Annotated in this window: 22 protein-coding genes; 16 read left to right on the top strand and 6 right to left on the bottom strand. The window is 70.2% G+C overall.

Translation table 11 applies throughout. The annotated features are described in order from the left end of the window. Positions 1–33: 33 nt before the first annotated feature. Entirely contained in the window at positions 34–1,479 is a 1,446-nt protein-coding gene (locus NON00_RS07000) for an NAD(P)/FAD-dependent oxidoreductase (RefSeq protein ID WP_256019004.1), read from the bottom strand. 322 nt (positions 1,480–1,801) lie between these two features. Here NON00_RS07000 and NON00_RS06995 point away from each other — a divergent pair, with 322 nt between their 5' ends. The 12 genes from NON00_RS06995 (at position 1,802) to NON00_RS06940 (ending at position 15,771) form a co-directional block, all read left to right on the top strand. After that, the gene (locus NON00_RS06995; RefSeq protein WP_256019001.1) at positions 1,802–2,236 is read left to right on the top strand and encodes an RbsD/FucU family protein; all 435 of its coding nucleotides are present in this window, start codon (positions 1,802–1,804) and stop codon (positions 2,234–2,236) included. Next, the gene (locus tag NON00_RS06990) at positions 2,233–3,054 is read left to right on the top strand and encodes an amidohydrolase (protein ID WP_256018998.1); all 822 of its coding nucleotides are present in this window, start codon (positions 2,233–2,235) and stop codon (positions 3,052–3,054) included. Before NON00_RS06995 ends, NON00_RS06990 begins: the two co-directional genes overlap by 4 nt. 308 nt (positions 3,055–3,362) lie before the next feature. Further along, positions 3,363–4,094 carry an aspartate/glutamate racemase family protein gene (locus tag NON00_RS06985; RefSeq protein ID WP_256018995.1) on the top strand — a complete coding sequence of 244 codons (732 nt, stop codon included), beginning with the start codon at positions 3,363–3,365 and terminating at the stop codon, positions 4,092–4,094. Positions 4,095–4,097: 3 nt separating this feature from the next. Further along, positions 4,098–5,096, top strand: a complete 999-nt coding sequence (locus NON00_RS06980; RefSeq protein WP_256018992.1) for an NAD(P)-dependent oxidoreductase — start codon at positions 4,098–4,100, stop codon at positions 5,094–5,096. Between the two features lie 120 nt (positions 5,097–5,216). Continuing rightward, positions 5,217–6,239 carry an agmatinase gene (gene speB, locus NON00_RS06975; RefSeq protein ID WP_256018990.1) on the top strand — a complete coding sequence of 341 codons (1,023 nt, stop codon included), beginning with the start codon at positions 5,217–5,219 and terminating at the stop codon, positions 6,237–6,239. 32 nt (positions 6,240–6,271) lie between these two features. After that, entirely contained in the window at positions 6,272–7,045 is a 774-nt protein-coding gene (locus NON00_RS06970; RefSeq protein WP_256018987.1) for an SH3 domain-containing protein, read from the top strand. A 206-nt stretch (positions 7,046–7,251) separates the two neighbouring features. Beyond that, positions 7,252–8,706, top strand: coding sequence for an NAD-dependent succinate-semialdehyde dehydrogenase (locus tag NON00_RS06965; protein ID WP_256018984.1), 1,455 nt, complete (start codon positions 7,252–7,254; stop codon positions 8,704–8,706). 191 nt (positions 8,707–8,897) lie between these two features. Further along, positions 8,898–10,190: a 4-aminobutyrate--2-oxoglutarate transaminase gene (gene gabT / locus NON00_RS06960; RefSeq protein ID WP_256018981.1), complete on the top strand. Its 1,293-nt coding sequence runs from the start codon at positions 8,898–8,900 to the stop codon at positions 10,188–10,190. A 155-nt stretch (positions 10,191–10,345) separates the two neighbouring features. Further along, positions 10,346–11,965: an ABC transporter substrate-binding protein gene (locus NON00_RS06955; RefSeq protein WP_256018978.1), complete on the top strand. Its 1,620-nt coding sequence runs from the start codon at positions 10,346–10,348 to the stop codon at positions 11,963–11,965. A gap of 174 nt (positions 11,966–12,139) precedes the next feature. Next, positions 12,140–13,099 carry an ABC transporter permease gene (locus NON00_RS06950; RefSeq protein ID WP_256018975.1) on the top strand — a complete coding sequence of 320 codons (960 nt, stop codon included), beginning with the start codon at positions 12,140–12,142 and terminating at the stop codon, positions 13,097–13,099. Continuing rightward, positions 13,060–13,953 carry an ABC transporter permease gene (locus tag NON00_RS06945; protein WP_256018972.1) on the top strand — a complete coding sequence of 298 codons (894 nt, stop codon included), beginning with the start codon at positions 13,060–13,062 and terminating at the stop codon, positions 13,951–13,953. Before NON00_RS06950 ends, NON00_RS06945 begins: the two co-directional genes overlap by 40 nt. Positions 13,954–13,956: 3 nt before the next feature. Then, a complete protein-coding gene (locus tag NON00_RS06940; RefSeq protein WP_256018969.1) occupies positions 13,957–15,771 on the top strand; it encodes an ABC transporter ATP-binding protein in 1,815 nt (604 codons plus the stop codon). A gap of 144 nt (positions 15,772–15,915) precedes the next feature. Here NON00_RS06940 and NON00_RS06935 read toward each other — a convergent pair whose 3' ends face one another. Beyond that, the gene (locus tag NON00_RS06935; RefSeq protein WP_256018966.1) at positions 15,916–17,193 is read right to left on the bottom strand and encodes an FAD-binding oxidoreductase; all 1,278 of its coding nucleotides are present in this window, start codon (positions 17,191–17,193) and stop codon (positions 15,916–15,918) included. Positions 17,194–17,219: 26 nt separating this feature from the next. Further along, positions 17,220–17,888 carry a haloacid dehalogenase type II gene (locus NON00_RS06930; RefSeq protein ID WP_256018963.1) on the bottom strand — a complete coding sequence of 223 codons (669 nt, stop codon included), beginning with the start codon at positions 17,886–17,888 and terminating at the stop codon, positions 17,220–17,222. A gap of 303 nt (positions 17,889–18,191) precedes the next feature. On the opposite strand from NON00_RS06930, the gene NON00_RS06925 reads away from it, so the two are divergent. The 3 genes from NON00_RS06925 (at position 18,192) to NON00_RS06915 (ending at position 20,470) form a co-directional block, all read left to right on the top strand. Then, a complete protein-coding gene (locus tag NON00_RS06925; RefSeq protein ID WP_256018960.1) occupies positions 18,192–19,052 on the top strand; it encodes a GNAT family N-acetyltransferase in 861 nt (286 codons plus the stop codon). Positions 19,053–19,128: 76 nt separating this feature from the next. After that, positions 19,129–19,626 (top strand): Lrp/AsnC family transcriptional regulator, encoded by a 498-nt coding sequence (locus tag NON00_RS06920; protein ID WP_256018957.1) that lies wholly within the window; start codon positions 19,129–19,131, stop codon positions 19,624–19,626. Between the two features lie 118 nt (positions 19,627–19,744). Then, complete coding sequence (locus NON00_RS06915) at positions 19,745–20,470, top strand: HAD-IA family hydrolase (protein WP_256018954.1); 726 nt, start codon at positions 19,745–19,747, stop codon at positions 20,468–20,470. A gap of 147 nt (positions 20,471–20,617) precedes the next feature. Here the strand turns inward: NON00_RS06915 and NON00_RS06910 are convergent, their stop codons facing one another. Further along, a complete protein-coding gene (locus NON00_RS06910) occupies positions 20,618–21,535 on the bottom strand; it encodes a dienelactone hydrolase family protein (RefSeq protein WP_256018951.1) in 918 nt (305 codons plus the stop codon). 271 nt (positions 21,536–21,806) lie between these two features. Between NON00_RS06910 and NON00_RS06905 the strand changes: the two genes are divergently transcribed. Then, positions 21,807–22,175, top strand: coding sequence for a hypothetical protein (locus NON00_RS06905; RefSeq protein ID WP_256018948.1), 369 nt, complete (start codon positions 21,807–21,809; stop codon positions 22,173–22,175). Positions 22,176–22,202: 27 nt separating this feature from the next. Here NON00_RS06905 and NON00_RS06900 read toward each other — a convergent pair whose 3' ends face one another. Both NON00_RS06900 and NON00_RS06895 read right to left on the bottom strand, forming a co-directional pair. Continuing rightward, entirely contained in the window at positions 22,203–22,667 is a 465-nt protein-coding gene (locus tag NON00_RS06900; protein WP_256018945.1) for a hypothetical protein, read from the bottom strand. A gap of 105 nt (positions 22,668–22,772) precedes the next feature. Beyond that, positions 22,773–23,381 carry a DUF938 domain-containing protein gene (locus NON00_RS06895; protein WP_256018942.1) on the bottom strand — a complete coding sequence of 203 codons (609 nt, stop codon included), beginning with the start codon at positions 23,379–23,381 and terminating at the stop codon, positions 22,773–22,775. Positions 23,382–23,631 lie beyond the last annotated feature (250 nt).

Here is a 23,631-nt window from a genome sequence, read left to right as displayed (position 1 = left end):
AAGGCGGGGCGTCGGGTGGGGAAAATCCGGTGCTCAGGCGGTGGCCCTGGCGGGTTCCGGGCGGCGCAGCACCGCCTGCGGCATGTCCCAGGCCCGCAGCGAGGCCCAGTGATGCTCCAGATCCTCGCGGAACAGCGCGCCGGTCAGGCCGGAAACCAGCTTCGGCACCGCCGTCGTCATCGCGTTGATCGAGGAGCCGGAGGCACCGAAGCTCATCGTCGCGGCGATCGAGAAGACATGCAGCCGCGTGATCCACGGCGTCTCCCCCGCCACGCGCTCCTGCAGGGCATAGTCCGGGCCGAGATAGGGGAAGCGGCCGAGGCGTTCATTGCGCTCCGCCTCGGGCGGGGTGTAGCGGTCTGCCCAGCGGGCGATGTTGTGGGCACAGAGGGCAAGTTCCGGCCGCAGCGCCGGGTTCATCTCGATGCCCGTGCCGCAGATCAGGAAATCCGCCTGGAAGGGGCCCTGCGGCGTGTCGATCTCCACGCCATCGCCCGCCACGCGCGCGCCCGTCCAGGGGCGCCCATTGTGCAGGGTGAAGCCGGCATGGCGCGCGCAGCGGTCCCAGGTCGGCTGCGGGAAGCCCTCGCGCAGGCCGAGGATATGCTGCATCATCCGCCAGCGCCAGGAATCCTCCAGCTCCGAGGCATGGCGCAGGAAGCCGGCGAAGGTCAGCCAGAGATAAGGCTGCACCAGCTGCGGCTCCGCCCGGCGGCAGAAGAGATGCACCTCCGCCGCGCCGGCCTCCAGCGCCATGGCGGCATTGTCCATGGCCGAGGCCCCGGCGCCGAGCACCGCGACGCGCCTGCCGCGCAGCGCGGCGAAGTCGATCGCATCGGCGGTGTGGGCGCGCAGCGCGGGCGGCAGCGCCGCGACGAAATCCGGCATGGACCAGCGCCCCATCCCGTCCTGCCCCGTGGCGAGCACGACACGGCGGGCATAGCGCAGGCTCTCCGCCCCCGCCGCGTCGCGCAGCGTCACGGCCAGAAGCTCGCCCGCCGGTGCGATGCCGGTCACCTGCGTGTCATTCAGCACCGGCACGGCGATGACATCGCGCAGCCACAGCAGATAGGCCGCCCAGTCCTCGCGCGGGATACGGTCCAGCGCCTGCCAGTGTTCCGCGCCATAGCGGGCCTCGTGCCAGGACTGGTAGGTGAGGCTCGGCACGTCGAGATCGGGGCCGGTGAATTCCTTCGGGCTGCGCAGCGTCGGCATCCGGGCATAGGTCAGCCAGGGGCCTTCCAGCCCGCGCGGCGCCGCATCCACCAGGAGGATATTGGACACCTGCGCGCGCATCAGGCCGAAGCCGGTGGCCAGGCCGCACTGCCCGGCGCCCACCACCAGCACGTCCAGCGCCGTGCCGCCATCCGGCGCGGCATGGGGCGGCACCCAGGGGCGCGCGGGATGGGCGATGCGCGCCAGATCCTCCCGCGCATGCGCCGCCAGGCGCTGCAGGGCGGGACTGCCGAGCGCGGTCACGCGCGGCCTCGCGGCGGCAGGGAAGGGGAGCGGGATGGGCCGCTGGGAATCATTCGGGGTGGCCTCGGCGCAGGCTGCGCCCGCCCTGGCGGGGCGGGCTGTCTGGAGGGGATGGTGCGGGGCGCACCCCACCGGGTCAACCGCGCGAACACCCCCGGCGCGAGGCAATTGCGCCGCTTTTCGCCCCTGGTGGGATATCACGGCCTCCTGTGCGGCACTCCGCCTTTTTCCTGTGCGGCGGCGGCTTGCCAGCCCGGGCGGGGCGGCACATGGTCAGCCCCGCCGGCGCCGCGCGCACGGCTCAAGGGAAGGAAATCCGCGCATGCTGAAGGGCATTTCGCCGCTGCTCTCGCCCGAGCTGCTCCAGACACTCTGCGCCATGGGCCATGGCGATACCATCGTGCTGGCCGATGCCAATTTCCCCGCCTCCGCCCGGGCGCGGCGCCTGCTGCGCCTGCCGGGCCTCGCCGCCGATGCGGTGCTGGATGCGGTGCTGGCCCTGCTGCCCATCGATACCTTCATTGGCGACCCGGTGCGCACCATGCAGGTGGTGGGCGACCCCGCCGCCGTGCCCGAGGCGGTGCGCGCCTTCACCACCGTGCTGGCGCGCCATGCCGGGCCGGCGCCTGTCGGCATCGACCGTTTCTCCTTCTACGCCCAGGCCGAGCAGGCCTATGCCATCGTGCAGACGGGGGAAACCCGGCTCTATGGCAATATCCTGCTGACCAAGGGCGTGATCGAGGCGCCGCGCGCATGAGCTGGGTGGATGCGCATCATCATATCTGGGACCTCGCCCGCCCCGGCTATGACTGGATCGCGCCCGGCTCGCCGCTGCGGCGCGATTACGCGCTGGCCGATCTGCGTCCCCAGCTCGGCCCGGTCGGGGCCACGCTGCTCGTCCAGGCCGACCCCTCGGAGGCGGAGACGGCCTTCCTGCTGGAGGCCGCCCGCGCCTCGGGCGGGCTGGCGCGGGGCGTGGTGGGGTGGGTGGACCTCGCCGCGCCCGAGGCCCCCGCGCGCATCGCCGCCCTGGTGCGGGACCCGCTGCTGAAGGGCCTGCGGCCGATGTTGCAGGACCTGCCGCGCACGGACTGGATCCTGGACCCCGCGGTGCAGCCGGGGCTGCGCGCCATGGCCGCAGCCGGGCTGCGGCTGGACCTGCTGGTGCTGCCGCGCCACCTGCCGCTGCTGCCTGAACTGGTGGCGCGCCATCCGGACCTGCCGATGATCATCGACCACGGCGCCAAGCCCGCCATCCGCGATGGCGCGATGCAGCCCTGGATGGACGACATGGCACGCGCCGCCGCCTGCCCGGGCCTGCACTGCAAGCTGTCCGGCCTGCTCACCGAGGCCGCGCCAGGGGCCACGGCGGAGACGCTGCGGCCCTTCGTGGCGCATCTGCTCGCCTGTTTCGGGGCGGAGCGCCTGGTCTGGGGCAGCGACTGGCCGGTGCTGACCCTCGCCGCCTCCTACGGCGCCTGGCAGGATATCACCCTGGATTTGCTCCAGGGCCTCACGCCTGTGGAGCAGGCGGCAATCCTGGGGGGGAATGCGCGACGCTTCTATGGGGTATGAAAGAAAGCGTTCTTTTTTGAAAAAAAAGAACCAAAAAACTTTTTCAGAGTGCAGGTGGTATTTAAAAATTATTTATTAATACTGAAAAAGTCTTTTTGTTTCTTTTTCTTCAGAAAAAGAAAATACTGCAATAAATAACCCTCAATTCTGTGCGGAAAAGAAACCATTTTGCGCGGGGTGCGTCAAGAAGAAGACTGGCGCACCCTGTCCGAGCTTCGTAAAGATTCGCTAAGGGCAGAGGGTCTTGCCGGGCATCGCCCCGGCACGGCGGGCCTGTGCCGTCCGCGCGGCCAAGGGGAGCCATCATTGTGACACGCCGCGCCCTGCTGGGCATGCTCACCCCTTCCTCCAACACGGTGCTGGAGCCGGTGACGCAGGCGATGATCGCCGGCCTGCCTGAGGTCTCGGCGCATTTCAGCCGCTTCCGCGTCACCGAGATCGCGCTCTCCTCCACCGCGCTGGCGCAGTTCGATGACAGCGAGATCCTGCGCGCCGCCGAATTGCTGGCGCATGCGAAGGTGGATGTCATCGCCTGGAACGGCACTTCCTCCGGCTGGCTGGGCTTCGCGGCGGATGAGCGGCTGTGCCGGCGCATCACCGAGGCCACGGGCATTCCCGCCACCACCTCCATGCTGGCGCTGAACGAGATCCTGGCGCGCAGCGGCGTGCGGCGGCTGGGCTTCGTCACGCCCTATCTGGAGGATGTGCAGGCGCGCATCCTGGAGAATTACGCCGGGCTGGGCATTGCCTGCGCCGGGGAGCGGCATCTGGGGTTGCGGGATAATTTCTCCTTCTCCGAGGTGCCGGCGGAGACGCTGTGCCGCATGGCGCGGGAGGTGGCTGCGGAGGGGGCGGAGGCCATCGCGGTGATCTGCACCAATCTGCGCGCCGCGCCGCTGGCCGCCGCGCTGGAGGCGGAGATCGGCCTGCCCGTCTATGACACCATCGCGACCGTGGTGTGGAAGAGCCTTCTCCTGGCCGGGGTGGATCCGGGCCGGGTGGAGGGCTGGGGCCGCCTCTTCCAGACCTTGCGGAGCTGACGGATGCGCATCCTGCTGACCGGTGCCGCTGGCTTTGTCGGGCTTGCCATCACCGAGGCGTTGCTGGCCGCCGGGCATGAGGTGGCCGGCTTCGACCGCGCGCCTGTCCCGGAGGCGGCGCGGGCGGCCTTTGCCGCCCTGCCTGGCCGCCTGACCGCCTATGCCGGCGATGTGCGCGACCCTGTGGCGCTGGGTGCCGCGCTGCGCCATTCGGGGGCGGAGGCGGTGATCCTGGGCGCCGCGATCACCGCCGGCCCGGCGCGTGAGCGCAGCGAGCCGCTGCCGGTGGTGGAGGTGAATGTGGCCGGTGTCGCCGCCGCCCTGCAGGCGGTGGCCGCGCTGGAGCAGCGCCCGGGCCGTGTTCTGCTGCTCAGCTCGAATGCTGTCTATGGCGATGGCGCGCCCGATGGCTCCCCCTCCGACGAGGCGATGACGACGCCGCGCCCGCAGAACCTCTATGCCCTGACCAAGTGGATGGCCGAGCTGACGGGGCTTCGCCTGGCTTCCGCCATGGGGCTTGGGCTGCATGTGGCGCGGCTGGGCGTCTGCTGCGGCCCGTGGGAATACGAGACGGGCCTGCGCGATACGCTGAGCGCGCCGTGGCAGGTGCTGCGCGCCGCGCTGGCGGGCGAAGAGGTTGTGCTGGGGCGCGACTCCCGCCGGGACTGGCTGTATTCGCGCGACATGGGCGAGGCGGTGCGGGCGCTGCTGGAAGCGCCGGCCCTGGCGGAGGCGCGCTACAATATCGGCGGCGGGCATCTCTGGCCGCTCAGCGCGTGGTGCGCCCTGCTGGCCGAGCGGCTGCCTGGTTTCCGCTGGCGCATCGCCGCGCCGGGCGAGGCGCCGAGTGTGGAACTGCATGGCCTGCGCGACCGTCCGCCGATGGCGATCCACCGCCTCTCCCTGCTGACCCCGGCCTCCTGGCCGCGTGCCCCGGCGGTGATGATGGCCGACTGGCTGGACTGGCACACCCGCCATGGCCAGAAGCTCGGCCCGCACTGAAAAAGTTTTTTGGTTCTTTTTTCCAAAAAAGAACCTCTCTTCCCCTCCCTTTTCTGACCCCCTGTTGCTTCCCCCTGAGGCCCGGGGCAGGGTTGCCGCGCCGCGGAGAGACAGAACCCGATGTCCACCGAACTTGCTTCCTCCAGACCTTCCTCCTGGCCGCAGCCGCTGGATGGCACGGTGACGCCGCGCTTCGCCGGCCCGGTCAGCTTCATGCGCCTGCCGCAGCGGCCGGACGCGGCGGGGCTGGATCTCGCGCTGCTCGGCGTGCCCTTCGATGGCGGCACCACCAACCGCCCCGGCACCCGCCATGGCCCGCGTGAGATGCGGGTGATGTCGGCCATGATCCGCCGCGTCCATCCGGTGACGCGGCTTGACCCTTTCGCGCTGTGCCGCGTGGCCGATCTGGGCGATGTGCCGGTGAACCCCTTCGACCTGGAGGCGACGCTGGAGGCCATCGCCGCCGCGGTGGAGGCCGTCCAGCGCGCCGGGGCCTGGGCGCTGGCGGCGGGGGGCGACCACCTGATCTCCCTGCCGCTGCTGCGCGGCATCCTGCGCGCGAAGCCGGAGCTTGGCCCGCTCGGCATGGTCCATTTCGATGCCCATTCCGACACCAATGACAGTTATTTCGGCGGCCAGCGCCTGACCCATGGCACGCCCTTCCGCCGCGCCATCGAGGAGGGGCTGCTCGACCCGCGCCGCGTCGTGCAGATCGGCATCCGTGGTTCCCTGTTCGCCGTGGATGACATGGTGTGGGCGCGGGAACAGGGTGTCCGCATCATCACCATCGAGGAGTTCGACGATCTCGGCCCCGCTGCCGTGGCCGCCGAGGCGCGCCGCGTGGTGGGGCCGGGGCCGGCCTATCTCACCTTCGACATCGACAGCCTGGACCCCGTCTTCGCCCCTGGCACCGGCACGCCCGAGGCCGGGGGGCTGACGACGCGCGAGGCGCAGCGTCTGCTGCGCGGGCTGGAGGGGCTGAACTTCGTCGGCGCCGATGTGGTGGAGGTCGCGCCGCCTTTCGACCCCACCGGCGGCACCGCCCTGGCCGGGGCGACGATGATGTTCGAGATCCTCTGTCTGCTGGCCCGTGCGCGGCAGGCGGCAGGTCTGACGGTCAGTGATGTGGTGGGGGCCGGGTAGCCGGCGGCGGCGGCGCGGGCTACTCAGCCGCCATGCCGATGCGCCGCCCTTTCCTCCCGCTCCTCCTGGCCCTCGCTGCCCTGTCCGGGTGCGACGACCCGCCGAAGAAGCCGGCCCAGCCCGAGGCCGTGCCTGATGCCGTCGGCGCCGAGGTGCGCCGCGCGGCGGAGGAGCAGGTTCGCGGCCGGCTGCGCATCGTGGGGGAGATGCGGCTGCGCGCGGTACAGGTCTATCGCCAGCAGCTGGCCGGGACCTATGCCGTCTGCGGCCAGATCAACCCGACCGGCGCGGTGAGCGACCCCTTCATCCCCTGGGTGTCCACCGTGGCGGTGGAGAATGGCAGGGCCAGCCGCGCCACGCTGGTGATCGGCCTGTCCAATGCCGAGGCCAGCCGCGTCTATCTGGAGATGGTCGAGCGCTGCTTCGAGGGTGGTGGCCCGCGCAGCGCCCAGGCGCCCATGCCCGGCGGCCTGCCACCCCTGCCGGCGGATACCGCGCTGGACCGCATGGCGGCTCCGCCGGTAGCCGCCCCGCCGGTGGCGTCCCCCGCCGCGCCCCCCGTGGCCGCCGCGCCGCGCCTGCCGGCCGAGGGCGGCACCAGCGTGGCGCCGGGGCCGGGCACCGTGACCACCAGCCCGGCGCATCCAGTGAATATTCGCAGCGCGCCGGGGGGTGGCGGCAGCATCGTCCGCATTGTGCCGCGCGCCTCGGTGCTGCGCGTCTTCGGCGAGGCGCCGGGCGGCTGGTATCAGGTGGGCGAGGACGGGCCGCTCGGCTGGGTGCACGAGTCTGTTTTAAGCCGCTAATTTTTCCAGGCATCCACCGTCCCCCGTCCGGGTGGGACGCTGCACCGATGAAAGTTTTTTGGTTCTTTTTTCCAAAAAAGAACCCTCTTCGCTTTCCTCCCGCCTTGCCCTGATTTCAGCACGCTCTGCTGTTGCCCCCCGGCCTGCGCGGCGCCCTCTGCCGTGCCGCCATGGCTAGCCTGCCTGCGCACGCCCAGGAGGCCCGCATGCGTCATCTTCTGAAGAATCCCGCCCTGTTCGTCGAAGCCGCGCTGGTCGGCGGCGAGTGGGTGGGCAGTGACACCACCATTCCTGTGCTGAACCCCTCGGATGGCTCGCTGGTGGGCCATGTGCCGGCGCTGGGCGCCGCCGAGGTGACGCAGGCCGTGGAGGCCGCCGAGGCCGCCTGGCCCGCCTGGCGCGCCCTGCCCGCCGCCGCCCGCGCCACGCTGCTGGAGAAGTGGCATGACGCGATGCTGGCCGCCGCCGATGACCTCGCCCTCATCATGACGCTGGAGCAGGGCAAGCCGCTCGCCGAGGCGAAGGGCGAGATCGCCTATGGCGCCAGCTTCGTGAAGTGGTTCGCCGAGGAAGCCCGCCGCATGCGCGGCGACACCATTCCGGCGCCGGGCGCCGACCGCCGCATCCTGGTGCTGAAGCAGCCGGTGGGCGTCTCCGCCGCGATCACGCCGTGGAACTTCCCGAATGCGATGATCACGCGCAAGGCCGCCCCGGCCCTGGCCGCGGGTTGCCCCATCGTCATCAAGCCCTCGGAGCTGACGCCTTTCTCCGCCCTGGCGCTGGCCGTGCTGGCGGAGCAGGTGGGCTTCCCGCCCGGCGTCATCAGTGTCGTCACCGGCCAGCCGGCGGCGGTGGGCGGCGTGCTGACGGGGCATATGGCCGTGCGCAAGCTCTCCTTCACCGGCTCCACCGGGGTTGGCCGGCTGCTGATGCGCCAGTGCGCCGATACGGTGAAGCGCCTGAGCTTCGAACTCGGCGGCAATGCGCCTTTCATCGTCTTCGACGATGCCGATGTGGATCAGGCGGTGGCTGGCATCATGGCCAGCAAGTTCCGCAATGCCGGGCAGACCTGCGTCTGCGCCAACCGCATCCTGGTGCAGGATGGCATCCATGACCGGCTGGTGGAGCGCCTTGCCGCCGCCATTTCCGGCCTGCGCCTGGGCGATGGGCGGGAGCCCGGTGTCACCATCGGCCCGCTGATCAACGACGCGGCGGCGGAGAAGGTGCTGGCCCATGCGGAGGATGCGCTCTCCCATGGCGCGAAGGCCATTCTGGGTGGCGCGCGCGATGCGCGGGGCGGCCGCTTCGTGCAGCCGACGCTGGTGACGGGCGCCACCCCCGCCATGCGCGTGGCGCAGGAGGAAACCTTCGGCCCGCTGGCGCCGATCTTCCGCTTCGGCGCGGAGGCGGAGGCGCTGGAGATCGCCAATTCCACCCCCTATGGCCTCGCCGCCTATTTCTATACCAACGACATCCGCCGCGCCTGGCGCGTGGGGGAGGCGCTGGAATTCGGCATGGTCGGGCTGAACACCGGCAGTGTCTCGATGGAGGTGGCGCCCTTCGGCGGCATCAAGCAGTCCGGGCTGGGGCGCGAGGGTTCGCATCTCGGCATCGAGGAATATCTGGAGGCCAAGAGCTTCCACATGGCCGGCCTGGTCTGAGGCAAGCCGCCCTTTCCTCCCCAGAACTTCCCTGGAGGGGCCTGCCCGGCCCCCCTGCACTGAGGACGGCAGAGGATTCTGCCGTCCTCCCCCGCCACAACGCACAGATGCGCTGCACCGGCAGGCTTTGCCGCCGATTGCACCGGTTCCGAGGCCTTAGCCTCGCCGCACGCGCCGTTTCGGAGAAGTCCATGCTCGACACTGTCAACCGCACCGAACAGGCCCTGCGCGGGCGCGAGCGCCATGTGCCGCGTGGCGTGCTGACCGCCCATCCGCTGGTCCTGGAGCGCGCCCAGGGTGCCGAGGTCTGGGATGTGGATGGCCGCCGCTATCTCGACTTTGTCGGTGGCATCGGCGTTCTCAATGTCGGCCACAACCACCCGCGCGTTGTCGCGGCGGTGCAGGAGCAGCTGACAAAAATCAGCCACGCCGCCTTCCAGGTGGCGGCCTACCCGCCCTATCTGGCGCTGGCCGAGCGCCTCGCCACGCTGGTCGGCCAGGGGGAGGCCTATAAGAGCGTCTTCTTCACCTCGGGCGCCGAGGCGGTGGAAAATGCCGTGAAGATCGCGCGTGGCCATACGAACCGCCCGGCGGTCATCGCCTTCCGCGGGGCCTTCCATGGCCGCACCCTGCTGGGCACGACGCTGACGGGCATGAGCCAGCCCTACAAGCAGAATTTCGGCCCCTTCGCCTCGGAAGTGTTCCATGTACCCTTCCCGAACGCCTATCATGGCGTGACGACGGAGGCGGCCCTGGCAGCGCTGGAGGAATGCTTCGCGACGGAGATCGCGCCCGACCGCGTGGCGGCGATCCTGATCGAGCCCGTGCAGGGCGATGGCGGCTTCCTGCCCGCGCCCGCCGGATTTCTGCGCGCGCTGCGCGAGATCACGGCGAAGCACGGCATCGTGCTGATCCTCGACGAGATCCAGTCCGGCTTCGGCCGCACCGGCACGCTCTTCGCCTATGAGCATGCCGGCATCCGCCCGGATCTCGTGACCGTGGCGAAGAGCCTGGCCGGCGGCCTGCCGCTCTCCGGCGTGGTCGGCAAGGCGGAGATCATGGAGGCGCCGCTGCCGGGTGGCCTCGGCGGCACCTATGGCGGCAATGCGCTGGCCTGCGCCGCCGCGCTCGCCGTGCTCGACGCCTTCGAGCAGGATGGGCTGCTGGAGCGCGGCCGCGTGCTGGGCGCCGCGATGGAGGCGGGGCTGCGCGCCCTGGCGGCGAAGCATCCCGGCATTGGCGATGTGCGCGCCACCGGCTTCATGTGCGCCATCGAGATGGTGGCCGACCCCGCGACCCGCGCCCCGGATGCGGCGCTCGCCCAGCGCGTGATCGACGCGGCGCGCGAGGGCGGGCTGCTGGTCATCAAGTGCGGCGTGCAGCGCAATGTCGTGCGCTTCCTGGCGCCGCTGGTGACGACGGATGCGCAGCTTCAGGAAGGGCTGTCCATCCTGTCCGCCGCGCTGGAGCGCGCGGGCGCCTGAACAGGGCCGCGCCCTTTCCGGGGCGCGCGAGGAGATTTCGCCGGGCGGAAAACCGCCCGGCGCCGGGGAACGACCCGGGGGGGCAAACGCCGCATAGACGGCGTGTCACGGCAGCGCGGCCCTGCGAGGGCCGTGCGCGAAGGAGGGCTAGGACGATGGGTGAGAGCAGGGATTCCCTGACGGTGCTGGGCGCGGCCGAGTCCGCGCGCATCCAGGACGCGCTGCGGCGTGGCGCCTCGCGCCGCGACGTGCTGCGCATCCTGACGGCGGCGGGCATGAGTATGGCCCTGGCCGGCGGCATCGCCGGCGCGGCGGGCGAGGCCCATGCGCAGGCGCCGAAGCGTGGCGGGCGCATCCGTGTCGCCGGGACATCGACCTCGACGGCGGATACGCTGGACCCGGCGAAGCAGTCGCTGTCCACCGACTATGCCCGCTGCAACATGTTCTACAACGGGCTGACCTCGCTCGATGGCAGCCTGACGCCGCAGCCCTGCCTGGCCGAGAGCTGGAGCACGGAGGATGGCAAGTCCTGGATCTTCAGGCTGCGCCAGGGCGTCACCTTCCATGATGGCAAGACGCTGGACGCGGAGGACGTGGTCTATTCGCTGACCCGCCATGCCGACCCGGCGGTGGCCTCGCGCGCCAAGTCCCTCGCGGCCCAGATGGTGGAGATCAAGGCCAATGGCCCGCGCGAGGTGGCGATCACCCTGAGCGCGCCGAATGCCGACCTGCCGGTGGTTCTCGGCACCTTCCACTTCCATATCATCAAGGCAGGCACGACGGAGTTCACCACGGCGAATGGCACGGGGCCGTTCCTGTGCAAGGAATTCACCCCCGGCGTGCGCTCCATCGCCGTGCGCAACCCGAATTACTGGAAGCCCGGCCAGCCCTATCTGGACGAGATCGAGTTCATCGGCATTCCTGACGAGCAGGCGCGGGTGAACGCGCTGCTCTCCGGCGATATCCATCTGACGGCGGGCATCAACCCGCGCTCGGTGCGCCGCATCACCGGCACGCCCGGCTTCACCGTGCATGAGACGAAGTCTGGCTACTACACCAACCTGGTCATGCGCCTCGACATGGCGCCCGCCAGCAACCCCGATTTCGCGATGGCGATGAAGTATATGCTGGACCGCCAGCAGATGCTGACGGCGGTGGTGCGTGGGCACGGCATCGTCGCCAACGACCAGCCGATCGACCCGAGCAACCGCTTCTACTTCGCCGGCCTGCCGCAGCGGCCCTATGACCTGGACAAGGCGAAGTTCCATTTCCAGAAGTCGGGCATCGGCGCCAGCGCGCTGCCGCTGGTCTGTTCCCCGGCTGCCGAGCATTCGGTGGAGATGGCGACACTGATCCAGGAGAGCGCGAAGAAGATCGGGATGAACATCGATCTCAAGCGCGTGCCGGCGGATGGCTACTGGTCGAACCACTGGTTCAAGCATCCGCTGGGTTTCGGTGCCATCAATCCGCGGCCGAGCGCGGATATCCTGTTCACGCTGTTCTTCAAATCCAATGCGGCGTGGAATGAGAGCGGGTGGAAGAACGAGAAGTTCGACCAGCTCGTTGACGCCGCGCGCAGCGAGACGGATGACGCCAAGCGGCGCCAGATGTATGCCGACATGCAGGTGCTGATCCACGAGCAGTCCGGCATCGGCATCCCGCTGTTCTTCAACCTGCTCGATGCGCACACGAGCAAGCTGAAGGGTCTTGGCTCCATCCCGCTGGGCGGGCTGATGGGCTATGGCTTCGCGGAGCATGTCTGGCTCGACGCCTGACCCTGGCGGTGAAGAGAAGTTTGGGGGAATGAATTCCCCCAAACCCCCTTCTCTTTTTATCAGGGCCGGCGGGCGCTGCCCGCCGGCGGCTCACTGACAGAAGAAAGATGGGGGTCCGGGGGAATTCCTTCCCCCGGCCTTCTCCTTCACCGCGGCATCGAACGGAGACGCTGCATGAAGGATTTTGCATTGGCGCGTCTGGTGGCGATGCGGCTGGGCCTGGGCCTGGTGTCGCTGCTGCTGGTTTCGCTCGCGGTGTTCGCCATCACCAGCCTGCTGCCCGGCGATGTGGCGCAGGAATTGCTTGGCCAGGCGGCGACACCGGAGGCCGTGGCGGGCTTGCGTGCCTCGCTGGGCCTCGATCAGCCGGGGTGGCTGCGCTACCTGCACTGGCTTGGCGCGCTTTTCACGGGGGATGCCGGGAAGTCTCTGGTCAATGGCCAGCCCGTCGTGGCGCTGATCGGCTCGCGCCTGCCCAATTCGCTGATGCTGGCGGCCGCCACGGCGCTGGTCTCGGTGCCGCTGGCGCTGTGCATCGGCATCACCGCGGCCATGTGGCGCGGTTCGTTCTATGACCGCCTGGTCTCCACGCTGACGGTCTCCGTCGTCTCCGTGCCGGAATTCCTGGTGGCGACGGCGGCCGTGCTCGTCTTCGCGGTGCATCTGCGCTGGCTCTCGGCCCTGTCCAGCGTCAGCAGCATTGATGGCATTGTCAGCTTCCTCCGCGTCTTTGCCATGCCGGTACTCAGCCTGTGCTGCGTGATCGTAGCGCAGATGGTACGGATGACGCGCGCCGCGCTGATCGACCAGCTCCGCGCGCCCTATGTGGAAATGGCGATCCTGAAGGGCGCCGGGCCGGTGCGGGTCATCTGGTCCCATGCCCTGCCCAATGCGCTGGGGCCGATCGCCAATGCCATCGCGCTGAGCCTGTCCTATCTGCTCGGCGGCGTCATCATTGTCGAGACCATCTTCAACTATCCCGGCATCGCCAAGCTGATGGTCGATGGCGTCTCGACGCGTGACATGCCCCTCGTTCAGGCCTGCGCGATGATCTTCTGCGCGGCTTATCTCTTCCTCGTGCTGGCGGCGGATCTATGCGCGATACTCTCCAATCCACGGCTGCGGCACCGGTGAGCGAGGCGGCGCAGCCCGCCCCCGCGCCCCGCCGCAAGCGCCGCCGCTGGCCGCTCGCCGGCCTGCTCGGTGGCGTCCTCGTCCTCTTCTGGCTGATGATGGCCCTCTTTGGCCCGATGGTCGCGCCGCACGAGGCGGGGCGTATCGTCGACATGGATGTCTTCACGCCCATGACGGCGAAGTTTCCGCTTGGCACCGATTATCTGGGCCGCGACATGCTGAGCCGCATCCTGCACGGCGCGCGCTATACCGTGGGCGTCGCGCTGCTGGCGACGCTGATGGCAAGCGGCAGCGGCCTCATCCTCGGCATGAGCGCCGCGGTCTGGGGCGGATGGCTGGACATGCTGGTCAGCCGCTGCCTCGATACCCTCAGCGCCATGCCGAGCAAGATGTTCGCCCTCGTCGTCGTTGCCGCCTTCGGCTCCTCCGTGCCGGTGCTGGTGCTCTCCGCCGGGATCATCTACACGCCGGGCGCCTACCGCATCGCGCGTTCCCTCGCCGTTGGCATCAACGCGATGGACTATGTGCGCATCGCGCGGGCGCGCGGCGAGAGCACCGCCTTCATCGTGCGGGAGGAGATCCTGCCGAACATGACGGGGCCGGTGCTGGCCGATTTCGGCCTGCGCTTCGTCTTCATCGTGCTGCTGCTGAGCGGGCTTTCCTTCCTCGGCCTTGGCATCCAGCCACCGGAGGCGGATTGGGGCTCGCTGGTGCGCGAGAATATCGGCGGCCTCGCTGAAGGCGCGCCGGCCGTGCTGATGCCGGCCCTGGCCATCGCCAGCCTGACCATCGGCGTCAACATGCTGATCGACAATCTCGGTGGCTTCCGCCGCCGCGCGGGTGGGGAGGGCTGAGGCATGGCCGCATTGCTGGAGGTCTCCGGCCTGCGCGTCACCGCGCGCGATGCCAGTGGCGGGGAGGTCACCATCGTCGAGGATGTCGGCTTCTCGCTGGAGCGTGGCGAGGTGCTGGCGCTCATTGGTGAATCCGGTTCGGGCAAGACCACGACGGCGCTGGCGCTGATGGGCTATGCGCGCGGCGGCTGCCGCATCGCGGGGGGCAGCGTGCGGCTGGGGGAGACGCAGATTCTCTCCCTCTCCGCTTCCGGGCTGCGCGCTCTGCGTGGCCGGCGCGTCGCCTATGTGGCGCAGAGTGCTGCGGCGGCCTTCAACCCCTCCCGCCGCATCATGGACCAGGTGGTGGAAAGCGCGCTGATCCATGGCACCATGACGCGCGCCGAGGCGGAGACGGAGGCGGTCGAGCTGTTCCGTGCCCTGGCCCTGCCGCAGCCCTACCGCATCGGCCAGCGCTATCCGCACCAGGTCTCGGGCGGGCAGTTGCAGCGGCTGATGGCGGCGATGGCGCTGATCACACGGCCTGACCTCGTGGTGCTGGACGAGCCGACCACGGCGCTTGACGTCACCACCCAGATCGAGGTGCTGCGCGCCTTCAAGGCGGTGGTGCGCCAGCGTGGCACCACGGCCGTCTATGTCTCGCACGACCTCGCCGTGGTGGCGCAGATGGCGGACCGCATCCTGGTGCTGCGCGATGGCCGCATGCGCGAGGTGGGAGAGACGGCGCGCATTCTCGCCAGCCCCGAACATCCCTACACGCAGAGCCTTCTGGCCGCCGCCGCGCCGCGCCCGCATGGGGATGGCGTGGTGCCGGAGGAGGCGCCCCCCGTGCTGGAGGTGCGTGGGATGACCGCCGGCTATGGCAGCCTCACCGCCGGGGGCGCGCCGCTGATCACCGTGCTGCGCGATATTTCCTTCAGCATCAGGCGTGGCGCGGCGCTGGGCGTGATCGGTGAGAGCGGGTGCGGCAAGAGCACGCTGGCGCGCGTCATCGCGGGCCTGCTGCCGATGGCGCAGGGCGAGATGTCCCTGGGTGGCGAGGCCCTGCCGCCCGCGGTGGAGCAGCGTGACCGTGACCAGCTGCGCCGCGTGCAACTCGTCTTCCAGATGGCGGATACGGCGCTCAATCCATCGCGCAGCGTGGGCCGTATCCTGGGCCGCCCGATCACCTTCTTCCACGGCATCAAGGGCAAGGAATGCGCGCGGCGGGTGCGGCGCCTGCTCGATCTCGTGCAATTGCCGGCCAGTGTGATCGACCGCCTGCCGGGGGAATTGTCCGGCGGGCAGAAGCAGCGCGTCAACCTCGCCCGTGCCCTGGCGGCCGAGCCGGATCTGATCCTCTGCGATGAGGTGACGGCGGCGCTGGACACGGTGGTGGGCGCGGCGATCCTCGACCTGATGGACGGGCTGCGCAAGGAACTCGGCCTCGCCGTGATGTTCATCAGCCACGACCTGCACATGGTGCGCGCCGTGTGTGACGAGGTGATGGTGCTCTATGCCGGCCAGCGCGTCGAACTCGGCAGCCGCGCCAGCATGGCGGTGGAGCCATGGCATCCCTACACGGATCTTCTCATCCGCTCGGTGCCGGAATTGCGGCAGGGCTGGCTGGAGGAGGCGGCTGCCGTCCGCGCGCCGGAGGATGCGGCGCGCCGCACGGCCTGCGCCTTCTACAACCGCTGTTCCGTGCGCATCGAGGGGATTTGCGACCGCACCGCGCCGCCGGTGCAGGCCGTGGCCAAGGGGGCCGAGATCCTGTGCCATCGCGGCGAGGCGGAACTGCTGAGCATGCTGCCGCCGCGCCGCCGCCACGCGGCCTGAGCGGGGTTTGAAAATGAGGGGGCTTTGCCCCCTCAAACTCCCCCCTTTCTTTCCCTTGGGCAGGGGACGGGGTCCCCTGCTCCCGCCTTCAGGAAAGAGTTTTCAAAGGCCACAGCGCTGTAGCCGCGCGGCGTGGCCCTCCGGCTACTGCATTTTGTCCTTGAGGCTGAAATAGGCACCGACGAGCGGCAGGAACCAGGCCGGGCCGAAATGGCCGGGCACCCAGGGCCAGTCCAGCCCGTGCAGCGGGTTCGCGGCATCCTGGCCGCCCATCACCGCTGCCATGCATTGCCCCATATGCACCGACATCTGCGCGCCATGGCCGCTATAGCCCATGGCGTAGAGCAGCCCCTCATGCTCACCCGCGCGCGGCAGGCGGTCGGCCGTCATGTCCACCAGCCCGCCCCAGCAGTACTCCACGCGGGTGTCGCGCAGCTGCGGGAAGGCGGTGCGCATATTGGCGTCGAGGATCTCGCCGCTCTTCCGGTCGGAGGTGGGGTTGGACATGGCGAAGCGCGCGCGCCCGCCAAAGATCAGCCGGTCATCGGGGCTGATGCGGAAATAATGGCCGATGATGCGCGAGGTGGTGGCGTTGCGCCGCGTCGGCATGATCGCGTCCAGCGTGGCCTTCGGCAGCGGCTCGGTCGCGATGATGAAGCTGCCGACAGCGACGATGCGGCGGCGGAAGAAGCCGAAGGGGCCGTTCTGGCTCGGCCCCGTGGCCACCAGCACCTGTTCCGCCTCGATGCTGCCGCGCGGTGTCGCCACGCGGTGCCGGCGGCCTTGCAGCCGCGTCAGGCCGGTGACCGGGGTTTCCTCGAAGATGCGGCCGCCATGGCGCGCCACGGCATCGGCCAGGCCCGCGCCGAAGCGCCCCATATGCATCTGCGCGCTGCGGTTGTAGACGACGCCGCCGTGATAGAGGTCGGAGCCGACCTCCTCGCGGATGCGCTCGCGCGGGATGAGGGCGGTCTCCGGGTCCGCCTCGCGGTGCAGCACCTCGAAGCTGGCGGCGAGCTTGCCGAAATGCTCGGGCTTGGCGGCCAGCTTGATCTTGCCGCAGCGGCGGAAATCGCAGGCGATGCCCTCTTCCGTGACGATGCGCTCGACGCTGTCCACCGCGTCGTTGAAGGCGTGGTAGAGGGCGCGGGCGCGTTCCATCCCGAGGCTGGCGGCGACACTGGGAAAATCATGCGCCAGGCCGTTGTTGAGATGCCCGCCATTGCGGCCGGAGGCGGCGGCGGCGACGCGCGCCGCCTCCAGCACCACGACGCTGGCGCCGCGCTTCGCCAGGGCCAGCGCGGCGGAGAGGCCGGTGAAGCCGCCGCCGATGATGGCGACATCCACCTTGCCCTCCAGCGGCCCGCTGGCGCCGCCGGCGAAGGGGGTGGCCGTGTCCTGCCAGTAGGGGAGCAGCTTCATTCCATCCTCTCCTTCGGGGCGCCGGCTTAGAGGCCGAGCAGGCCGGGCAGGCCGCCGATGTCGTCGATCACATGCGCGCCGTAATAGGGCGTGACCGGCTCATGCCCGCGCGCCACATGGGCGCGGTGGCCGATGCGCAGGTCATAGGCCGACATCAGGTCGTAGCGGTAGCTCGAGGAGACATGCAGGATGTCCTTCGGGTCGCAGCCGAGCTGGTCGAACATGTATTCGAAGGCCTGGAAGCGCGGCTTGTAGGCCTGCGCCATCTGCGCCGTGTAGACGGCGTGGAAAGGCGCCTGCAGCAGCTTCACATTGTGGTGGATCTGCTCGTTCATCGCGTTGGAGAGGATGACGAGGGGGAATTCGCGGCCCACGCGGGTCAGCGGCTCCGGCACGTCCGGGTGCGGGCCCCAGCCCGGCACGGCGTCGTAGAAGGCGCGGCCATCCGGGTCGGTGAAGGGGATGCCGTGCAGCTTGCAGGTGCGCAGCACCGCATTGTGCAGCACCTCGGCATAGGGCTTCCAGGCGCCCATCACCTCATCCATGCGGTAGGCGGAGAAGTCCTTGACGAAAGCGTCCATCCGCTCGGCCGGGACGCGGTCGGCGAAGATCTGGCGGGCGAGGGGGCCCATCTGGAAATTCGTCAGCGTGCCGTAGCAGTCGAAGGTGATGTATTTCGGCCGCAGAGCGGTCATCGGTGTCAGTCCTCGGCTGTGCGGGCCAGGCCCGCGAGGGAAGAGGGCGCCGGCGGGGTGGAAGGGCGGCATGCCCTGCGTGGCGGCCGCCTGCGGCCCTCCACGCTCACGATGCACGCCACGCCTTGCCTCCGCCAGGGTTCGCGGATGATGCTGCGGCCGGGGGGCCATGCTGTCTGCCGCCGCCGCGCGCGCCGCGCAGCGGATCGTGCCGAATTTCCGGCATAGTCCGGCAGCATGTTCTTGCCCGTTGCGGTATCGCTGGGGCCGCCCCGCGCGGGCACGACAGGAGGAATGAAAACGGTGTCAGACGGCAAGATGGTGGAGGCCCCGGCCCTGCGGCAGTTCCAGGCCGCGGATCTGGAGGGCGGGCACGCCCTGACGCGCGGCGTCTCCTGGCCGCACCGCCTGGAGGACTGGCACTTCTTCCACAGCCTGGGCTTCGGCTTCGCCGCCGAGGAAGGCGGCCAGCTGCTGGGCACGGCGCTGGGCTGGGAATTCGGCGAGGATCATGGCGCGGTCGGCCTGATCGTCGTCGCGCCGGAGGCGCAGGGGCGTGGCCTCGGCCGCCTGCTCACCAGCGCCGTGCTGGAGCGCCTGGGAGACCGCAGCGTGGCGCTGACGGCGACCGATGCCGGCTATCCGCTCTATGTGAAGCTCGGCTTCGAGGTGGTGGGCGCGGTGCACCAGCACCAGGGTGCGGCCTTCTCCGTGGGCCTCGTGCCGCTGGCGGCGGGGGAGCGGCTGCGCCCGCTCGGCCGCAGCGACCTCGAACTGGTGCGCGGCCTCGATGCCGCCGCCACCGGCCTCGACCGCGCGGCCCTGCTGGAGGCGCTGCTGGGTGTCGCGGAAGGCGTGGTGCTGGAGCGCGGTGGCCAGCCCGTCGGCTTCTCCCTGCTGCGCCGCTTCGGCCGCGGCCATGTCATCGGCCCCGTGGTCGCGCCGGATCTGGCGGCGGCGCAGGCGCTGGTGGCGCACTGGCTCGGCGTGCGCAGCGGGCAGTTCCTGCGCATCGACGTGCCGGCGGAGAGCGGCCTCTCCCCCTGGCTGCAGGAGATGGGGCTGGCCCAGGTGGACAATGCGCGCGCCATGCGGCGCGGCCCTGCGCCCGTCCCGCGCGGCGATGTGGCGCGCTTCGCCCTGGTCAGCCAGGCGCTGGGCTGAACCCGCCCCGCGCCTGCGGCCATTGACCCGCGCCCGGCACCGGATAGGCTGGGCAGGCTGAGACGGATTTGCCTTCATGGTCAATGGATTGCCTAAACTCGACCGGATCGACCTGCGGATCCTGGCGCATCTGCAGAAGAACGGGCGGATGACGAATGTGGATCTGGCGGAGGCCGTCGGCCTTTCCGCCAGTCCCTGCCTGATGCGCGTCAAGCGCCTGGAGAAGGCCGGCTATATCACCGGCTATGGCGCGCATGTGCACCTGCAAAAGCTCGGTGACACCATGACCATCTTCACCGAGGTCACGCTGTCCGACCACCGCAGCCACGATTTCCAGCGCTTCGAGGCGCGCATCCGCGCGGTGGACGAGGTGATGGAATGCCACCTCGTCTCCGGCGGCTATGACTACCTGCTGAAGTTCGTCACCCGGAGCATCCAGCACTACCAGGACACCATCGAGGTGCTGCTGGCGCAGAATATCGGGATCGAGAAGTATTTCAGCTACGTCGTGATCAAGACGGTCTTCACCAAGCAGCACTACCCGCTGGAGCGGTTCTTCGCGCCGCAGGAATGAGGCGCCGCGGCGCCCCGGCGGGGCGGCATATCCTGCCGCGCCGGGCGCGCAAACGGCAGGCCCCGCTGCGCCGCCGGGCCTAGCCTTGCTCCCGCCAACGCCAACAGGGGGCATGACAATGGCGCAGGAACCCAAGGTTCTGACATTCGACGTGGTCGGCACGCTGATCGATTTCGAGAAGGGGATGCTCGACTATCTGCGCGCGGAATGCGGCGCGGCGGCCGCGGCGCATGATGACGACACCATCCTCGCGCATTACCGCCGCACCCGCGGCAACGCCAAGCCGAAGCGCTTCCCGGATGATCTGGAGCGGGTCTATCACGAGATCAGCGGCCCGCTCGGCCTGCCGCAGAGCGAGCGCATCGCCAGGGGCTTCGTGCAGTCCATCGCGCAGTGGCCGGCCTTCCCGGATTCCGTCGCGGCGCTGAAGCGCCTCGGCGCGCGCTACAAGCTGGTGGCCATGACCAATGCCCAGCGCTGGGCGCTCAACCACATGGAGAAGACGCTGGGCAACCCCTTCCACGACAGCATCACCGTGGATGACGCGCTCTGCGAGAAGCCGAACCCGCTCTTCTTCGCCTTCGCCCGTGGCCGGCTGAGCCGTGATGGCTACCAGCTCGGCGATATCCTGCATGTGGCGCAGAGCCAGTATCATGATATCGGCGTGGCCCGGCAACTCGGCTACACCGTGTGCTGGATTGAGCGGCGCCAGGGCATGAAGGGCTTCGGCGGCACGCTGGAAGTGCCGGAGCTGACGAAGCCCGACTACCACTTCGCCACGCTGGCGCAGCTTGCCGACCTCGCCGAGGCGGGTGGCCTCTCCATGCTGGCTCAGGCGGCCTGAGGGGGCTTCGCCCCCTCACCCCCAGCAGGGGACGGGGTCCCCTGCACCCGCCTTCAGGGGGGACCCCTGATGGGTTTCCAAAGGCCTCAGGCCTTTGGTCGGGAGAGTTTGAGAGGGGCGAAGCCCCTCTCAAGACCACGCAGCCTTTCAGGCCGGGCCGTATCCGCTGCCAAGCAATTCGCCCAGCACGCGGCCGATATCGCGCCGCGCCGCCGCCGCCGCCGCCGGATGCCCGCCCGCATGCGGGTCGGTGCGGACGCAGGCATCGGCGTAGCTGAAGGGCGCGCCGGTGCAGGCATTGATCAGCACCCCCGGCGCGCGCTCCTCAATGGTGCAGTCGCGCAGCGATTGCGAGCCGGTGGCCGGCTGGTGTGTCTCGCTCAGCGGATTGTCGAAGCCGTGGTGCCCGCCGGCATAGGCGGTGAAGCGCGCATCCACCCCGGCGGCGCGCAGCCGCTCCACATAGGCACGCGCGGTGTGCGGCGGATTATAGTCGTCGGCCAGGCCATGGAAGACGCGCACCGGCACCGGCGGCAGGATCGTCTCCTCCAGGAAGCGCATCGAGCAGTCCGGGTAGAAGGCGAGATGCGCCATCGGCGTGATGCCGCTGCGGTTCCACAGCGCCTGGAAGCGGCTGAGCGCGGCATAGAGCGTGGCCTGCCCGCCGCGTGAGAAGCCCAGCAGGATGACGCGCTTCGGGTCGATGGCCGGGTGGGCCGCCAGCTTCTCCAGCGCGCGGTAGATGTCGAGGATGAAGTTCAGCCGCCCCAGCAGGGCCTGCTGCGTGCTGGTGCTGGTGAGGCCACGCCCGGTGAAGCCATCCATCACCAGGCTGGCGGCGCCGAGCGCGGTGACCTGCCGCGTCCAGTTGGCCACCGCGCTGCCGATGCCGCCGGAGCCATGCATCAGCACCACCAGCGGATGCGGCCCCGCGCCCACGGGCAGGTGCAGCGCCGCCGTCAGCAGGGCCGGGCGGCCCTCGGCCGCGGCGCCGCGCAGGAAGGCGCCGTCGCTGAGCGTCAGGCTCTCGAAGGCATGCAGTTCGATCCGCTGCGGAAGATCCATGTCCGGGCCCCATGATGAAGTCGCGCGCGGCCCGGTATAGGCCCGCCCCTCCGGGGGGTCGATGCGGCGGCAGGGGGTTTTCCGCCGGCCCTGCCTGCCGCCTGCCCGGGAAAGGAACATTGCCCTTCAGGAGTTGATGACGATATGCCCATTTCCCGAACGCGGTTTCCGCTTCCGGCGCCACGGAATCGAAAGGGTGATCGGGCAAGCTTTGTGTCACGCGGCCCGGGGCGCTATGCCGGGGCTGGCATCGCCGCGAAGGAGGGACAGCATGTCCGGATTTGCCCACCCGCATGATGAACTGGACGAGGCCGAGGACGGCCCCTCCCCGGTCTGGCGCGCCGTGAAGCTGGCGGTCTGGGCGGTGGTGAGCTTCGCCCTGACCTTCGTCGAGCTGGTGGCGGAATGGGTGGCGCCGCTGGTGCTGCTGGCCGGGCTGGCCTGGTGGGGCGGGCTTCAGGTGATCGGCTCCATCCGCGTGGAACCGGAGGTGCAGCACCTGCTCGCCTATGTGCCGCGCCAGCTTCTCGTCGGCGGCACGCTGTGGACGCCCAGCGGCCTGATCGGCCAGGGCCTGACGCTGCTGGCCATCGTGGCTGGCTGCCGCACCCTGAACCGGCTGATCTCGCGGGAGGTCTGAGACCCCCCGCGCGCGCCGCCGCCGCCTTCAGCGGCGGATCTGGTAGAGCAGCCCGTTCCACTCCGTGCGGCGCCACGGCCCCTGGGTGAAGCGGGTCTCGATATCCCGCCAGCCCTTGTTGCTGCTGTCGAGGATCTGCACGGCATCGCCGAAGAAGCTGCCGACCTCCTGGAAGCGGCCACGCTCGGAGCGGCGGTGTAGCACGACCAGCGGGCAGTTGCGCAGGCCGAGCGCGGCGCAGCGGTCCGGCGCCTGGACCACCGCCACGATTTCCGCCACGCCATCGCCATCGAGGTCGATGCGCGCCGTGGCGACGCGCGGGGTGACACCGGCCTTCTGCGCCCGCTCGAACTGCCAGCTCCGCGCGGCCTGGACGGCCTCCTGCGCCGGCTGGTCAAAGGGGGTGAAGCTGACCGGCTGGGCCACCGCCCCGCCGGGAAGGGCCATCAGGGGGGCCGCCAGCATGGCGGCCGTCACGATGCTGCGCCACATCGGGCCATATCCTCTTGCCGGGCGCGCGGGGCGCGCGCCGCCGGGCTCCTGCCGGCCGGGATATGCTGCGGCAGGCGGGTAAAGGCGGGGTGAAGCGCGGGGGCCTCAGACCGCCCGGTGGAAGAGGACGAGGCGATTATTGGCCGGCATCCGCTCCACCGGGCCGGGGATGAAGCCGGCGGCGCGGGCGGCCTGCGCCACCTCTTCCAGATCGCGCAGGCCCCAGGCGGGGTCGCGGGCGCGCAGGCTGGCATCGAATTCGGCATTGCCAGGCCCGGTATGGCCGCCGCCCTCGCGGAAGGGGCCGTAGAGGATCAGCGGTGCCCCCGCCGTGGCCAGGCAGCGCGCCGCCCCGGCCAGCAGCCCCGGCGTGGCGGACCAGGGCGCGATGTGGATCATGTTCACCGCCAGCACCGCATCTGCCCGCAGGGGCGGCCAGGATTCCGGCGCGGTGGCATCCAGCGCCAGGGGCGGGCGCAGATTGGGCCGCCCCGCCTCCGCCACGCGCGCGGCGATGCTGGCGCGGGCGGCCGGGTCCGGGTCGCTCGGCTGGATCACCCAGCCCGGCAGGCCGGCGGCGAAATGCTCCGCATGCTCGCCGCTGCCGCTGGCGATTTCCAGCAGCAGCCCGGCGGGCGGCAGGAGGCGGCGCAGCGCCTCCAGGATGGGGTCGCGGTTGCGCAGCGCGGCGGGGGAGGAATAACGCGGGTCCATGCCGGCATCCTGACCACGCCGTTGCCCGCCCGGCAACGGGGCGTTCCGCACCCCATGGCTTGCCGGAATGCCGCCGCCGCCCGATCCTCCCGGTGAAACGGGGAGGGCCGGCATGGCCGAGGTGGAGCACGCGATGGAGCACGCGATCTGGCAGCGCCTGCGGGCGGAGGCCGCCACCCTGGCCGGGCAGGAGGCCGCGCTGGCCGGGGCGCTGGCCGCCAGCGCCGGCGCCGCCACCCCGGCCGCGGGG

Origin of the sequence: Roseomonas sp. GC11, assembly GCF_024437745.1 — a bacterium.
Classification (GTDB): domain Bacteria; phylum Pseudomonadota; class Alphaproteobacteria; order Acetobacterales; family Acetobacteraceae; genus Pseudoroseomonas.
The sequence above is the reverse complement of the archived record's forward strand: the minus strand, read 5'-3'. Positions and strand labels throughout refer to the sequence as shown.